This window comes from Methylopila jiangsuensis (genome assembly GCF_027922305.1).
Classification (GTDB): domain Bacteria; phylum Pseudomonadota; class Alphaproteobacteria; order Rhizobiales; family Methylopilaceae; genus Methylopila; species Methylopila jiangsuensis.
This window is the reverse complement of sequence record NZ_BSFK01000003.1, coordinates 38,366-52,433: the sequence shown is the minus strand read 5'-3', so window position 1 is coordinate 52,433 and position 14,068 is coordinate 38,366. Positions and strand designations below refer to the sequence as shown.

The window sequence follows — 14,068 nt, the reverse complement described above, 5'->3', positions numbered from 1 at the left end:
AAAAGTCTTGCCGTTTGTCGCTTGCTGGATCATGGCGTTCCATCTCGGTCATGAAGATCGGCATCCTCAGCGACCTGCACATGGACGTGCACCCCTACACGCCAGCGGTCGCGCCCGACTGCCGGGTGGTGATCGTCGCCGGCGACACGTGCTCTCGGCTTGATCATGGCTTGCCATGGATGGCGGAGCAGGTCCGGCAGCGCGGCATGGAGCTGATCTACGTGCCCGGGAATCACGACTGGTATGCCAACAGGACTTGGGGTGACCACACCTGCACGATCGACGGAGACGAGCCGAAAGCCCGGGCGCTCGCGGCGCAGCTCGGCATCCACCTGCTGATCGATGGTGAGGCCGTGGTGATCGGCGGCGTGCGCTTCGTCGGCGCCACGCTCTGGTCGGACTACGAGGTCTTCGGCGATGCGAAGCGATCGCGCGCTGCCGCAGCCGCGCACATGACCGACCACAAGGTCATCAAGATCAAATCAGGCGGCTACACCAAGTGGCGGACGTCAGACCATCTCGCGACCCACCGCCGGCATCTCGAGCGCCTCGGCGAGATCCTGGAGACGCCCTTCGACGGCCCGACGGTGGTCGTGACGCATCACGCTCCGCACCCGAGATCGCTGCTCGAGGGCCGGTCGACGGAGCCCCTCGATGGCTCCTACGCCTCAGATCTAAGCGATTTTATTGAGCGCCACCGCCCGTCCCTCTGGGTGCACGGGCATGTCCATCGGCAGCAGGATTACCGGATCGGTGAGACCCGGATCGTCGCGAATCCCAGGGGCTACGTGGTCACGAAGGAAAAGGGCACCAAGCGCGAGTGGGTCGAAGTCGAGAACCCGGACCATGACCCCGGCTTCGCCGTCGAGCTTGGACGCTGATCCTACATCCCCCATAACAACCAACCTTGTTGTTACAACAGTGTTGGTGCGTCATATGGTTAGCGGACGTTAATAACCTGCGATAACAACCAAACCTGTTGTTACAACATTTCTGCCCTGACCCTAGATAATAGCACTTTTTGATATTTTCCTATTTCAGCCGCCGATATGTTCTAGATCACATAACCAGTCATTATGTGATCTAGAACATATTCAGCCCACCCCATCGATGTCACGAACTGGAAAATAAGGTCGCTTATCTTCCGAAGACCGGCGTCCGGACGGCGTTGGCCTGCGGGGGCGCCGGCGGCTCGAAGACCAGCGATATCCGCCTGTTGCCGCAGCGCGGGCACTTGAGCCGTGACTCTAAGTTGCTGAGAGAGCACGATAATCCGCGCGTCCACGCAAGGTCGCGCAGGCTGAGTTCCTCGAAGATGTCGCACTTCCGGGTGCTCGTCTTGTAGTCCACGAGCCCGCCAACGCACCGCGCCCGAACCCGCCATCCGGCGCTCAGCGCGTCGCCTATCGTCTCCACAGCAGTCATGAGAACAAATGTCGAACATGGACTAGCCGCGTCAAGCCGACTCGCGGCATGATCGGATCTGCGGAAATCGCATTAGGCCTGCGGAAACGGCATTACGAGGAGCGTGCGCGATGGCGGAAGCCGCTGAAACTCTAAGCCCCGAGGGCTCTGCGCTCGACCTCGCCACCGATCAGGCCGTCGAGGCCTGTGACGGTGATGCATGGGCCGCGGTGCGGGCGCTACTCGTTGCGAACGCCGCGCTCGAGGAGGAGGTCGCGCGGCTGTCGGCGCGGGTCTCGACCGGCTACGCGCGCGGCCGCGTCAGGCCAGCCACCAGATCAGGATGACCGCGTTCCAAATCAGACCATCAGCCCGAAAAGACGATCTGCGAAAAGCCGTTCTTCCTGTTGAAAGTCTGCATTGGCCAGATCGAAGGCATATGCATCGATGCTGATGCCATTTGTCGTTCCGATGTGCCGCAAACCCTTGGGTCCATCGGGACGGCTTTGATGAACTAAGATCGCTCGATCCGTGCGATAGGAGACGGCATAAGTCACCGCTTGATTAATGTCTTCTCTCGACGGTTTATCTTTATATTTGACTTCCGCTATCAATTTTTTCCGGTCAGATGGTGAGTAGAGGACGATATCAGGCTGAGCTGGAGGCTGTCTCGCATCATCAAAAAGCGGCTTCTTTCCTTCGTTATTACCATCCCGAACAACGATGTCTCTGACGCGTCTGTTTTGCAAAACGCGCCTGAGATAGTCTTCAAACAAGATCTCAAAATTTAGGATAAACGACTCCAGAAGGATGTCACTGCCGCGATCTTGAAGCGATACGCCTCCATTTGAGAGTATCATCAATGCTATTTCGATCGCTCTATAATAATATGCCCTAACAGGAGGAAGCGAACGATTTGAAATAATATTCTTACATCGCGCGAAATCGCCACCAGTCGCCGGATCTATAGATTTCGGGAAATTATAGATTGCGAGATTGCCGAGCCGCGTGAGTTCTCGAGAGCGATCCGCAGCCCTTCTCAGTCGAGCCAACACATGCTGAAGAGCAGATTTGATAATACGGTTAGCAGATATGTTCGATGTTTGGCCAAAATGCTGGGAGCTAACCCGATGGATCTGACCCCTGCTCCAGCAAGAGCTTAAAGTCTCGCTGATATTGATCCGACCTCTCGGATGACTAGTGACCGAGCTTGAGCGAACGTACTCTTTAAGAAGGCCATTGGCTTCGATCGGACGCAAAGCATCCAATAGATTTGCACAAAGGAACTCCAGAACGCTATTGTTGGCTTGCTCACTGGCAAGGTATAGGCGATCCACGCCTGGGATGGAGATCAGAGAACCTTGAGCGACATCTAAAACCCGAGCTAGGTTGCCGACTGGAAGCTTGGGCTTGACGTCAATCGATAGCGTTGGTGTCAGCGGAATGAGACCAATATATGCGCCGGCTGACAGCACCATCTTATCGCGGCGAATGTTGATGAAGAGCAGCCCGCGCTCTTCTACATGCGGGTAGATATCGAGTTTGCCGCGCTCGAGTAGCGCCTTGATGTCGAGATTGATCGACTGCCGAGAGGCCATCTCGAGGACGACCTTGTCACCTCGATCAGGCATGGTGGGAACGGCTGCAGCCGGCGGCATCAGGCCTCAGGGCTTGGCGCAGCCGCTGCTTCGCCATCAGCGAGAGCTGGCGAAATGGCGGTCTGACATTCAGCCCACAACGCTTCAATTTCGCGCAAAGTATCTGGATCGAAGCGGAATTTCTTTCTCACGACATATTGGAGCTGGCTTTCCCAAAGCCTCGTCATCGACGCCGCATCGTGGACGGTTCGAAAAAACGCGTGCCCGATCTCGATGTGGCTTTGGAGATTGTTGAACATCGCGATGATGGGGCCTGCTACCGGACCAGGCACCCCATTCGCCACGAGAAACCCGCGTAACTTGTCTGCATCGGGGCGCAGGCGGACTTTCGCCCATCTTCTATCCATGGCGTCGTCGATCTCATCAACCGACCTATCCTCTGGATTCATTGTCGCGAGGAAAACGAGATTGGCGGGGATCGTCGCTTTTCGACCAGATGGGAGGCTAAACTCGACGCCGCGAAGTGAGGTTTCCATGTACGTCATGGTCTCGCCAAGAACGCGCGCAGGATCAGTTCTGCTGAATTCGTCGATGACCATGACGACGGGTCCTTCTACAGATCGAGCCATCGTGGCGATCTGCAGAAGGTGTTTGTCCACAAGGCGAAAGCCGCGGTCGGCGTCCGGCACGTAGCCTTCGACAAAATCCTCATACTGATATGAAGGATGAAACTGCACTTCGCGCATCCGGGACGAGTTGCCCTCGACCATTTTGATGGCGGCCTGCCGAGCGTACCAAGACTTACCCGTGCCAGGCGGCCCGACTAAAAGTACGCCGCCGACGCCGTCTTCCTCAAGCAGGCGGCGGATCTCAACCAGGACTGGATCATCGTCGTCCAATAAAGACTCAAGCGGCGGCGGCGCAGACACCGTGAATGATCCGCCCGCTTCTGCGTCAGCGGCGCTTGCTCCTTCGCCGTCCGGTCGTGGAAACAAGGATATTTCGCTCGCTCCCGGGACGCGTGCGGCTATCGCCTCTTTCGTTTCCGGCAGAAGGTGAGCGATCAAAGCGCCGATAGTGGCGAATTCGTCGTCTGACAGAAGCTGTACGACCTGCGACGAATAGTTATTCAATCCAACAATGGCAGCTTCTGCCAATGATCTAGCATACGTTTCGGGCGACGCGCCAAGAAGCTCTGTCTTCGCAACGCTCCGCGGCAGCAAGTAGACATTATCTAACTCAAGCTCGAACGACCGAGTTCCTTCAATTTGAGACTTCGACTTGCACGTCGCGAGCGCGCGGATCCCCTGATCCCACTCGGTTGGAGATCCCTTATTGTTATCGCTTCCGAGCCAAAGCCAAAGCTCTGAGCCTGCATCGAAATCGGTTGGAACCTGCGCGCAGGTTAGATCAATCTGCGCGGCGTAGGGCCCGGCGGGCGCTTGCGCGAGTTGTCTCGATTTTTCCGCGCTTGTTGGCCCCAGTCGGACGAACGCTGGACTTGGCACCCTTGTCTCTCCAGGCATTCTCTGCCGTCACCGACGCGACGACCTCAGTGGGGTTCTTGACCATTGCTTCTAAAGCAGCGCGCATAGGCGGAAACAACGTTCGGCCCACCACGTCTGCACGCCGAATAATTCCAACTGCAGCATTCGCAGTGAGAAAATATTTCGTGTCAGGCGTGTCTGGGTCGAGTAAATCAACAAACTTAGACGGTATAATATTAGCTGGTGCGGGAGAGGCGTTACCTTCGACGATCTCGTCGCCCCAAGCACATCCGCCATTCTTCCAACGATAGCTGAAGCCGCCTACGGCGATCTTGCTGTGAATCTCAGCAAAGTCGACCAGTCGACCATCGACCCTTAGCTCAGGACATACGTCCAAGACTTCTTTGGGGAAACGATTCCCAACGGACTTCGACGTCCGCATGCGCTCGACCGCCTTGATCCGGTCGGCTATCCAACGAACGACTGGAACAGCCACGGCATTCCCGATGGCTCGATATCGTTCTGAATCCAAGCCGCGAGCTGGAGGTCTGAAATCGCTATTCGGGACAGTCCAATTGGTTGGAAAGCCCTGAAGGCGCTCACTTTCGGTCGGTGTCGGTCGGCGAACGCCGTCCTTGTATGACACATACGATCGCGACCAGTCGTTGCCTGTGTGGCGCCCTGAGGTGGCCGCCAAACAGTAGGCAACTTCAGGGACGATCGCCCCCGTGTGATGGGTGCTCGGAGCCAGAAATCCGGCACGCTCTCGTTCGAGCTTCGCACTTGCAGCTGGTTCGAAGAGAGACAGCGCCGCACGCCTTGGATCGCCCAGCCAAGCGCACAGGAAAACCCGTGATCGAGACTGCGGAGCGCCAAAATACCTCGCGTTCAATACACGCCAAGCGACCGCATAACCGCGACTGGTCAGTTCGCGCAGGATGATTGCGAAGTCCCGACCCTGATGGGAATTAAGTAGCCCAACGACATTCTCTAGAACGATGATCTTTGGACTTCTCAGCTCCACGAGAGCCATAAGTTCGAAAAATAAGCTGGTGTGATTTCCTGTCAGGCCATTTCGGCCGTGATTTCCGCGCGCGAGGGACACGTCCTGACAGGGAAAGCCAGCTGTCCAAATATCGGCGTCAGGGATCGATGACGCGTCGAGTGATCGGATGTCAGAAGCCAAAACTGCTGCAGGCCAATGGCGCCTCAAAACAGCCTGGCAATACTTATCGCTCTCACACTGCAAGAGCACTTCCGCTCCAGCAGACTCAAAAGCTATGTCGAAACCACCGATCCCGGCAAATAGAGAGACCACACTTAGTTTAGATTTTTTCTCGACAGCCTTCTTCAAAGACCTTGCACTCAGGTCTTTTGGGCTCTCCGAGCCTTCATCGAGTAAGCGAGAATCAACGGCTTCTTCCATCCGTTCACGATAAGGGAGGGTCCGAGCGCTGGCAATTATGGAGGTGCGATATGCCTAATTGGCAAGCCATCAGGCGAGCCGGTCTCCCTCGTCCGCCAGCTCGCGGTTGTGCTGTGATCGCCACCCCATCGCCTGTTGTAGGCAAAGCTGCCGGTTGCCTACAATCGCTGGATGATGCTGCCCGAGATCCGCGTCGACAGACACCCCGTGATGCCAGTCCACTTAAAGGCCATGCCCGTCATCCTCACGACCACCGAGGAGATCGATGTCTGGCTGCGGGCGGACTGGTTCGAGGCAAAGGCCCTGCAGCGGCCGCTGCCGGATGATGCGCTGACGATCGTCGCGCGTGGGCCTCGGAAGGACGGACTGGAAGAGGCGGCGTGACGACCGACAACACCAGCCGCAGGGGCGTAAACGCCGTTGAGGCGATCTTTCTCGAGATGGGCTGGCTGTTCAGAGAGCAGCACGCGAGCGATTTCGGCATCGATGCGCACGTCGAGATCATGGATGGCGACCAGCCGACGGGAAAGCTGGTCGGCCTTCAGATCAAATCCGGACCGTCGTTCTTTCGCCCTGACGGAGATCGGGTCGTCTTCCGCGGGTCGGCCAGGCACCTGGAGTATTGGTCGAACCACTCGCTTCCGGTCCTGCTGGTCCTGCACGATCCGACCACCGGACTGACGATATGGCGACGCGTCGAGCGTCATCATGCGGTGGTGAAGGACGACGGCTCGTGGACGGTCGACATACCGCGGCGACAGGTTCTGACAGCGGCCTCAGGGACGGCGATCGAGCGATGTCTCGACCCCTCGGACCCGCGCAGCCGGCGAGAACAGCGGCTCGCAGTCGACGCGGATCTCATACGCCGCACAAGCGAGAACGGTGAGGTGTTCCTCGTCGTCGACGACTGGGTGAACAAGAGCCTCAACATCCGCGGCGCGAAGATGACCTTCATCGACCCCAACGACGCCGATGACGACGGCGAGAACGTCATCGACTTTTACATGCCGGCGCGATCCCTCTCGACGGTGCTTGATCTCTTTCCGTGGGCGAAGTTCGCCTACCACCTGTTCCCGCATGAGGCGGACGCCGAGGTCACGGTGCACACATTCCGGGGGGAATTGAACGAGCTCGGCCTGGCGCTGCTTAAGCTCGAGGAGTTCTACCGAGAGGGAGCCGAACCGAACGACGAGCCTGAGCTACCGGATCCTTCGCCAGAGACCATGGGCGCAGCCGAGTATGCGGAGTACGCGCAGAACAAGGCCTGGCACGAGGACATGGAGTGGGAACACCAAGAGCGGATGTCCGACCCCGAAAGGTGATTAGACCGCGTCGAGCGTCTCGCTGTAGGGCTCGGCTTCCGCCAGATCCTTCAGCCGTTTCCGCTCCTGCCAGCCCTTCTTGGCCTCGACGAAGCGCCTGCGGAAATCCCTATACCAGGGCTCCTTCACACGGTCGTCGACCAGCGTCCCGTGCAGCTGCGCCTAGATGATGATGTCGAGATTTCTGCGAGCGAGGATGCACGTCACGCCGCCGTGGCGAAGGCGGTGGCCCCACGCGGGCCTCGAGCCCGGTATGGGTCGATGTTCTCCGGCCATTCGAGGCGAGGGAACTCGGGGTAGGTGCCGATGGATATCAGGACGGCGTCCTCGATCAAAAACGCCTTCTCGCCGCCAAGGCCCTCCCAGCGCCGGGACATCAGCTCCTGGAACTTTTTGTCCGGATACCGGCGTCCGGAGTAGATGATGTCTCCGCCTGAGAGGTCGAACTTCTCCGCCATAAAGCGGATCCTCTCGAGGCGCTCTTCCTTCTCAGTGCGGGACCGGTCGGAAACGAACTTCCCGTTGATCGGCATGCGTAGAAACCCTTACGCGAACGCGAATTGCATCGCACTAGAGGGATTCTCCCACCGGTCTCTACATCGCACTAGGGTTAAACGAGGGATAGCGATTTATTCGACAACTTTTCGCCTTCTACGATCACGCCGTTTGAGGGATAGCTGTACCTGATTGCAGGCGGTTTGAAGATTTTTAGGGCAACAAGTTGCAAGTTGTATCTTGCTATTTGTTGCCTCACCCTCAACAGCCGCAGGGCCTCCAGCCGATTTTTGCGGCCATGATTAGTTTGAAAGTCCCAGGACTCTGAATCCTCGCGCGGACTTTCTTTCCGCGCCGATGAGATTTTTCTTGTGGCGCGCGCGGTTCGGTGGGACTCTACGTGGGTCGGCGGGGTGGCCCCTGCCGATTGTGCCATCCAAAGTGCTTGAGCGACCTTCCCATGGGGATCAGGGTTTTCGCGGAGCGCATTCGTGCGTCCGCTCACGATCGGATTCTGTCCGCCGCCGGTGAGGCGCGCTGATGGACCTCCGCGAGTATTTCGCCCAGCGCTTCGAGGAGACCGGCGAGGAATTCGTCGTCACTTCCGAGCAGTTCGGCGAATCCTTTTTCCAGATCTACGCCCCGGAGCTGCACAAGCGCGACTGGTCGGTCTACCCGCAGGAGCGGACCGGCCGCCGCATGCCGGCGCGCATCGAGGGCGAGGTCATTGCCTGGTCCAAATATCAGACCGAGCGCCCGGCCGACGAGCTGATGAATAAGTGGTGCTGGCACGCCAGCACCCACAACGTCGCCGCTATCATGGGGCCGTCATCGGGCAACGCGATCGCCATCGACGTCGACGTCACCGATGAGCGCCTCTCGGTCGAGATCGAGAACTTGATCACCCGCACACTCGGGCACACCGACTACCGGCGCATCGGCAACGCGCCGAAGATCATGCTGTTCTACCGGCTTGATCGCGAAGCGAGCTTCAACAAGCGCTCGCACGTGCTGTCGAAGGACGGCGACCCAGCCGTCGCCTCCGAGCACATGGTCGAGATCCTGGCGAAAGCGTCGACCGTCACATTTTACGGCCGCCACCATTCGAGCGGCTCACGCTTCCAGTGGCTTGAGCACCCCTGCCAGATCTCGCCGATGGAGCTCCCGGTCACCACTGAGGAGGAGCTCGGGAAGTTCGAGCGCAAGCTCGCCGAGCTGAACCTGATCTTCAACCCGCCGGCGAAGCACTACACGCTCGGCCTCACGGCTATCTCGTCGAAGACGGGCACGAAGGTGGTCCCGGATCTGCCGGCCACGACTAAGGACTGGTACGAAGATCCACGCTCGAATCTGATCACCGACGGGCGCGAGAAGTTTCTCACGAAGCTCGTCTGGGAGACCGTTCGCGCCAACGACAGCCAGCGCTATTCCGACAACGACTACGCCGAGCTCGCGCGCATCGTGTTCGACGCGTTCTGCGCGAAAGCCGAGCGCAGCGGCCGTTGGACCGACGGCTTCCTGCTGCGCGAGATCAGCATGCGCCTGGCGCGCGTCTGCCCGATGATGGAGCGCGGCGAGATGACGGCGAACAGCCGCGTCCGCCGCGACCGCTCAGGCGGCGTCGAAATCCTGCCGCCTCCGCCCCCGGCGCCTGAAAAGACGGGCGGTGTCTTCGACCGCATGGAGGGCTCTCGACTCGCCGGCCTGATCGGCCCCGCCAAGTTCGAGCCGCGCTACAACACCAAAACCGGCGAGGCGCAGTTCACCTATCCGAAAAAGGAGGCCGTGGACGTCCTCAAGGACATGGCGGCGCGCGCGCTGCCGGTCGACCGCCGCAAGATCCACACCGACGTCGCCGCAGCCTCGATCACCGCGGCCCGCTATCTCATGGCCGCCATCGAAGCTCATCGGCGCGAGAAGGAGCTTGCGTCCGAGGGCGTGGAGCTACAGGGGCCTTCGGCTGCAGAGCACATGGAGGCGCTCTGCCTGATGCCGGGCTCCGGCAAGACCACTGGCGTGGTCTCCGAACTCACCTCGATCATGCAGGCCCCGGCGCGAAAGCTGCCGGCGAGCGAGCGCCTCATCTTCTCGGTCAAGACCCATCGCTTGATGCACGAGGCCGCGGAGAAGGCGACGAAGGCGGGCCGACGCGCGATGATCGAAGGCCTGCCCGGCGTTGAGATTCTGACGGCTGACAGCCCGATCCCCACCGGGCCCTCCGACAAGGTGCGGATCGGACTGGCGGAGGGCAAGTCCCGCTGCAAGACCTGCCACTACGCCAAGGAATTTCAGCGTCTGGCTGACGTTGGAATGTCGTCCGTAGCGCTGTGCGAGCAGGATGACGAGACCGCCCCCGGCGGCAAGCGTCGCTGTGATGTTTGGGCGCGCGGAGAGTGTACGTTCAAGAACCAGGAGGCGATCTTCGCGCACTGCCAGATCCTCCTGGTCGTGGCTCCTTATCTGACGCTGCCTTCGACCCCTCGGTGGATGAAGCAGGGCTGCGTGGCCCTCATCGTCGACGAGGATCCGACTCTCGGCTTGGCGCGCGAGTACACGGCAAAAATCGAGGATTTGCTGGAGATTCGCGACGGCCGCGTCACCGATGAGCTCAAGAAAGAGCTCGGCTGGCGGAAGCCTCGTAAAGGCGAGAAGCCAGCTCGGTCTCCGATCAACGAGGTCGGCGTCGCAGAACTGCGCCGCGCGCTTTGGCGTATGGTGATCGATGCGCTCGAGGCCGGCCGCGACCCGGCCGCAATGCTGGTCGACTATAGGGACCAGGACCGTGTGAGCGGTCGCGCCTACGTCCTCGCAGCGAAGGCTTGTGTTTCGCGGGCGCACAATGGCGAGAGCAAGCTCCGTCCGAACATGCCGATCGAGGAGCTCAGGGCCATGCTCGACAGCCGCCCGAAGCAGACCGCCGGCGTCACGGCAGAACGGCAGCTGATCTCGGTTATCCTCGATCGCATGGATCAGATCGCAAAGGATCGCATCGCGCGCGAGCTCTGGAAGGTCGACCTCGTGCGCGCCGAAAACCACGTCGCACTGGCGCGGGACATCCCCGCAGCCGAAATGATGGACTATAAGGAGAAGGTCGAGACCGTCCGCAGCTTCGAGCCCCGGGCCGGCGCACGCGGCACGGTGGACGCCCGCCTCCAGCTCCGCGACCCGAACGGCGCTCAGTTTTGGGCGAAGCGCAACTGGGACGCCGCCGAGGCGCAGAAGGCTGCCACCAAGCCGGGACACCGCCCACGCGCATACACTGGGCCGCGGTACACGCACCTGCGGATTTCAAAGCGGCTGAAGATGAACTTCGGAAGCGTGCCGACCCTCCTTCTCGACGCCAGCGCCAACATACAGCTCGTCGAGAAGGCGTTCGGCCGCAAGGTCCGGCCGATCACAGTGGATGCAATCCCGCATCAGGTGGTCGCGGCTTGCTTCGATCGCAGCTACAGCGACTACCAGCTGATCCCGCGAGCCGAGGACACCCCGGCACAGATTGCGGCCAAAGAGGCGAACGTCGCTCGCCTCCGCCTCAACATTACGATGGCGGCCGACTTCGGCGCGCCCGGCCGCGTGCTGTTCATCACGACCAAGAAGGCACAGCCGATCATCCGGCAGGCTTGGCTGGCGCCGAGCAACGCGGACTGGATGTATTTCGGCGACGTCCGCGGCCGCGACGGTGCGAAGGATCACGCCGGTGTCGTGATCATCGGTCGTTCGCAGTTCCCGATCTCGACGGACGACGCGATCGGGGCCGCATTCAGCTACGACAGCGACGAGCCAGAGCAGCCCTTCGACCGCTTCGGAACGGGCCTCGAATTCGACGACAAGGGTGAGCCGGTCGAGCTGTTCCGGCGCAAGACCGATCGCGTCGTCCATCTCCGCAATGGCCACGATGTCATCCGCCAGGTGCCCGAGATGCCCGCGGGCTTCGGCCGCTTCGTTGACCAGGGCTGGCGCGACGAGGAGATCATTCAGGGCGTCGGACGCCCGAGAAATGTGTACCGACACGGGGACACGCCGCCGCCGTTCGTCCTCTACCTCGGCTCCGCCCTGCCGTCGTCAGTCATCGTGGACGAGATTTTCCATGACGCCGATATGGTCAAGCACGCCGGACCGGCCGAGGCGCGCCGCATCGCCGGGGAGATCACGTCCGCGCAGGCTCCTATCGATGCCGAAGACGATGCGATTGAGCCGGCCGCACAGCTGATGATCGAACAGCGCGTCGCCGAGCTCCGGGCGAAGGAGAAGGCCGACAAGAAGGTCGCCATTCCGACCAAAGCGATCATTGAGAAGGCCAAGAAGGAGCTTTTCGCTGAGTGGCGCCTACAGGCCTACCGCCATGTCCCGGACCTCGACCCGACCGTCTTCTCGCACCTCGCGGACGACGCCGCGATCAAGCGGATCACAGGCTATCCGGCTGAAGAGCTTGATCGGATCGCGATCGAGGCTTCGCAGGCGGCCGCCGACGATGCGGTGGAGCCCTTGGTCCTCGAGATGGGCGCTCAGTGTGAGACCGGCGGCACGTCCGAGGCCGAGGTTGCGAAGCCGACTGTGATCGCGACTTGGATTGACGGTCCGAGCATCGCGCCTTGCGAGATCCCGCTCGACGACGACCAGTTGCAGGAGATCGCCGCCGAGTGGACGGGTTAGGCGGCCCGCAGGCGCTCTTTCATCTGGCGCGCTGAGGGCATTTTGAGATGCTGGCTGGAATCGATGTGCAGCCGGTAGGCGATCCACTGGAGCTTCTTGACGGCCATCGTCGTATTCGCGTTGGCGCATTTTAGGTCGCAGGCCTGAGCACCGTTGACCTTAAATGCCTCCTTGACGTCGTCGAGTGACATGCGGCGCGCCGCAATGACATTGGCGACCGACATCATAAGTTCCGCTCTGTCTTTCTCGTAGTCAGGATACGCCTGGGCCATATCAATCCAGCATCGAAGTGCGTTGGATTGACGGTCGAAGGCGATACAGCGAGCGTCAAAATATATTTTAAGGTACTAGTGCGATGACTTCCCACTAGTAACTTTCTCTTGGACTTGGCCGCGATCAGGATGCTTCCAGCGTATTGAGCCTATCCATGACATTGGACATCTGATTGGCGATGATGCCGATCTGGGCGTAGATGTCCGTGATCGCCGTGGTGTTCGAGCTGACGTCGCTGCCGATCTGGGCGATCTGCGGAGCCAGGGCATCGAGGGGCGCGCCGATCGCGGTGATCTCGCTGGAGACGGGTGAGTTGCTGACCGGCATCAGCACGTCGTCGGCCGAAACCTGCGGGGGCGGCGCCTGCTCCAGCGTCGTGACGCGGTCGGCCAAGGCGGTCCGAGCGACGGTCTGCTCGCCGTCTCGGTTGAGGAGGTCGGTGATGGCGTCAGACACCGTCTCCGCCGCGCCCTCGAACATCGGGATCGCGTCCGCGTTCCGCTCGTCGGCGCCGCCACCACCGGTCCCTCCGCCACCGCTCCCGCCGGCGTTCTCGAGGGCTGTCACCCGCGACCCGAGCGAATCCAGCGCGTCCGCGACCGTGTCTGTGGGCGTGTACTCGATCTCCGAAGCAAGCGGAGGGGTCTGGTCGACCTCCTCCACCGCGTCGACAGTCGTGTCGACGAAGGCTTGCAGCGACTGAGCCACGCCGTGGACATTGACCTGGATCTGCGACGACGTCGGGATCCCGATGCCGTCGACCCGGTCGGTCAGCGTCTCAAGGTCCTCGCGGACCGCATCGATCTGCACGCTGACGCCGTCGACGCTCGTCTGCAGGTCGGCCGATTTGCCGTCGAGCTCCGCGATCTTGGTCTCGTGCGTGTCGACCATCGCTTTGACCAGCAAAACCTTCTGATTCAGCTGGGCGAGCGAGGCGTTGAGTGCGTTGAAGCGCGTGTTGACCATCTCGTCGAGATCGCCCGCGGTCATGCTCGGCGTCGTTGCGCTGGTACTTCGGCAGCGCCCATATGCCGTACACACCCTCGATGACGCCCATGAACAGGCGGGCTGAGCGCTTCTTCGGGGACTTCTTCTTGTCGCGGGTGATCGCCGCCATGACGCGCCCGTAGGCCGTCTTCGGCATGTTGCCGTAGGCGTTCTTGGTGATGCGTACGCCGGCTCCACGAGCAACCGACGACTGCAAGGCGTTCCAGTTCGGGATCGGCACGTGGGTGTTGGCCGGTCCGACGTCGCCAGCCTCACGATCGCCGCCGAGGATCTGGTACTTGAGGCGCGGGTTGACGGCCTCGGACGGCTCGATCTCGATCTCAAGGGGCGCGTTGCCGTCGAGGTCGATATTGGTCATGAGCGATGCGCCCTTCAGGAAAAAGGGCGTCGGGCGATCCAGGT

11 protein-coding genes and 1 pseudogene are annotated in these 14,068 nt (G+C 60.7%); 5 read left to right on the top strand and 7 right to left on the bottom strand.

What is annotated here, in order from left to right:
• Positions 1-50 precede the first annotated feature (50 nt).
• Together PKE85_RS00865 and PKE85_RS00860 are read left to right on the top strand one after the other, a co-directional pair.
• On the top strand, positions 51-881 hold the full coding sequence (locus PKE85_RS00865; protein WP_271202905.1) for a metallophosphoesterase family protein: 831 nt from the start codon (positions 51-53) through the stop codon (positions 879-881).
• 654 nt (positions 882-1,535) lie between these two features.
• Positions 1,536-1,751 carry a hypothetical protein gene (locus PKE85_RS00860; RefSeq protein ID WP_271202904.1) on the top strand — a complete coding sequence of 72 codons (216 nt, stop codon included), beginning with the start codon at positions 1,536-1,538 and terminating at the stop codon, positions 1,749-1,751.
• A 12-nt stretch (positions 1,752-1,763) separates the two neighbouring features.
• Here PKE85_RS00860 and PKE85_RS00855 read toward each other — a convergent pair whose 3' ends face one another.
• The 3 genes from PKE85_RS00855 to PKE85_RS00845 form a co-directional block, all read right to left on the bottom strand.
• Positions 1,764-3,062 carry an McrC family protein gene (locus PKE85_RS00855; RefSeq protein WP_271202903.1) on the bottom strand — a complete coding sequence of 433 codons (1,299 nt, stop codon included), beginning with the start codon at positions 3,060-3,062 and terminating at the stop codon, positions 1,764-1,766.
• Positions 3,062-4,225, bottom strand: a complete 1,164-nt coding sequence (locus tag PKE85_RS00850; RefSeq protein WP_271202902.1) for an McrB family protein — start codon at positions 4,223-4,225, stop codon at positions 3,062-3,064. The genes PKE85_RS00855 and PKE85_RS00850 overlap by 1 nt, the downstream gene beginning before the upstream one ends.
• A gap of 187 nt (positions 4,226-4,412) precedes the next feature.
• A complete protein-coding gene (locus PKE85_RS00845; protein ID WP_271202901.1) occupies positions 4,413-5,915 on the bottom strand; it encodes a DNA cytosine methyltransferase in 1,503 nt (500 codons plus the stop codon).
• A 207-nt stretch (positions 5,916-6,122) separates the two neighbouring features.
• Between PKE85_RS00845 and PKE85_RS00840 the strand changes: the two are divergent.
• Positions 6,123-6,299, top strand: a pseudogene (locus tag PKE85_RS00840) (SOS response-associated peptidase); the annotation flags it as partial.
• A complete protein-coding gene (locus PKE85_RS00835; protein ID WP_271202900.1) occupies positions 6,296-7,237 on the top strand; it encodes a DUF4365 domain-containing protein in 942 nt (313 codons plus the stop codon). The pseudogene PKE85_RS00840 and the gene PKE85_RS00835, both read left to right, overlap by 4 nt.
• On the opposite strand, the gene PKE85_RS00830 is transcribed toward PKE85_RS00835, so the two are convergent.
• Positions 7,238-7,366, bottom strand: a complete 129-nt coding sequence (locus PKE85_RS00830; protein ID WP_271202899.1) for a hypothetical protein — start codon at positions 7,364-7,366, stop codon at positions 7,238-7,240.
• A gap of 74 nt (positions 7,367-7,440) precedes the next feature.
• A complete protein-coding gene (locus PKE85_RS00825) occupies positions 7,441-7,770 on the bottom strand; it encodes a hypothetical protein (RefSeq protein ID WP_271202898.1) in 330 nt (109 codons plus the stop codon).
• Between the two features lie 502 nt (positions 7,771-8,272).
• On the opposite strand from PKE85_RS00825, the gene PKE85_RS00820 reads away from it, so the two are divergent.
• A complete protein-coding gene (locus tag PKE85_RS00820; RefSeq protein WP_271202897.1) occupies positions 8,273-12,385 on the top strand; it encodes a bifunctional DNA primase/polymerase in 4,113 nt (1,370 codons plus the stop codon).
• Here the strand turns inward: PKE85_RS00820 and PKE85_RS00815 are convergent.
• A complete protein-coding gene (locus tag PKE85_RS00815) occupies positions 12,382-12,657 on the bottom strand; it encodes a hypothetical protein (RefSeq protein ID WP_271202896.1) in 276 nt (91 codons plus the stop codon). The genes PKE85_RS00820 and PKE85_RS00815 overlap by 4 nt on opposite strands.
• Before the next feature lie 124 nt (positions 12,658-12,781).
• Positions 12,782-13,648 carry a hypothetical protein gene (locus PKE85_RS00810; RefSeq protein ID WP_271202895.1) on the bottom strand — a complete coding sequence of 289 codons (867 nt, stop codon included), beginning with the start codon at positions 13,646-13,648 and terminating at the stop codon, positions 12,782-12,784.
• Positions 13,649-14,068: the final 420 nt, after the last annotated feature.

Excerpts from the sequence above, each read along its gene's own strand:
- PKE85_RS00865 (WP_271202905.1), top strand. The coding sequence starts at position 51 with ATGAAGATCGGCATCCTCAGCGACCTGCACATGGACGTGCACCCCTAC.
- PKE85_RS00860 (WP_271202904.1), top strand. The coding sequence starts at position 1,536 with ATGGCGGAAGCCGCTGAAACTCTAAGCCCCGAGGGCTCTGCGCTCGAC.
- PKE85_RS00855 (WP_271202903.1), bottom strand. The coding sequence starts at position 3,062 with ATGCCGCCGGCTGCAGCCGTTCCCACCATGCCTGATCGAGGTGACAAG.
- PKE85_RS00845 (WP_271202901.1), bottom strand. The coding sequence starts at position 5,915 with ATGGAAGAAGCCGTTGATTCTCGCTTACTCGATGAAGGCTCGGAGAGC.
- PKE85_RS00825 (WP_271202898.1), bottom strand. The coding sequence starts at position 7,770 with ATGCCGATCAACGGGAAGTTCGTTTCCGACCGGTCCCGCACTGAGAAG.
- PKE85_RS00820 (WP_271202897.1), top strand. The coding sequence starts at position 8,273 with ATGGACCTCCGCGAGTATTTCGCCCAGCGCTTCGAGGAGACCGGCGAG.
- PKE85_RS00815 (WP_271202896.1), bottom strand. The coding sequence starts at position 12,657 with ATGGCCCAGGCGTATCCTGACTACGAGAAAGACAGAGCGGAACTTATG.
- PKE85_RS00810 (WP_271202895.1), bottom strand. The coding sequence starts at position 13,648 with ATGACCGCGGGCGATCTCGACGAGATGGTCAACACGCGCTTCAACGCA.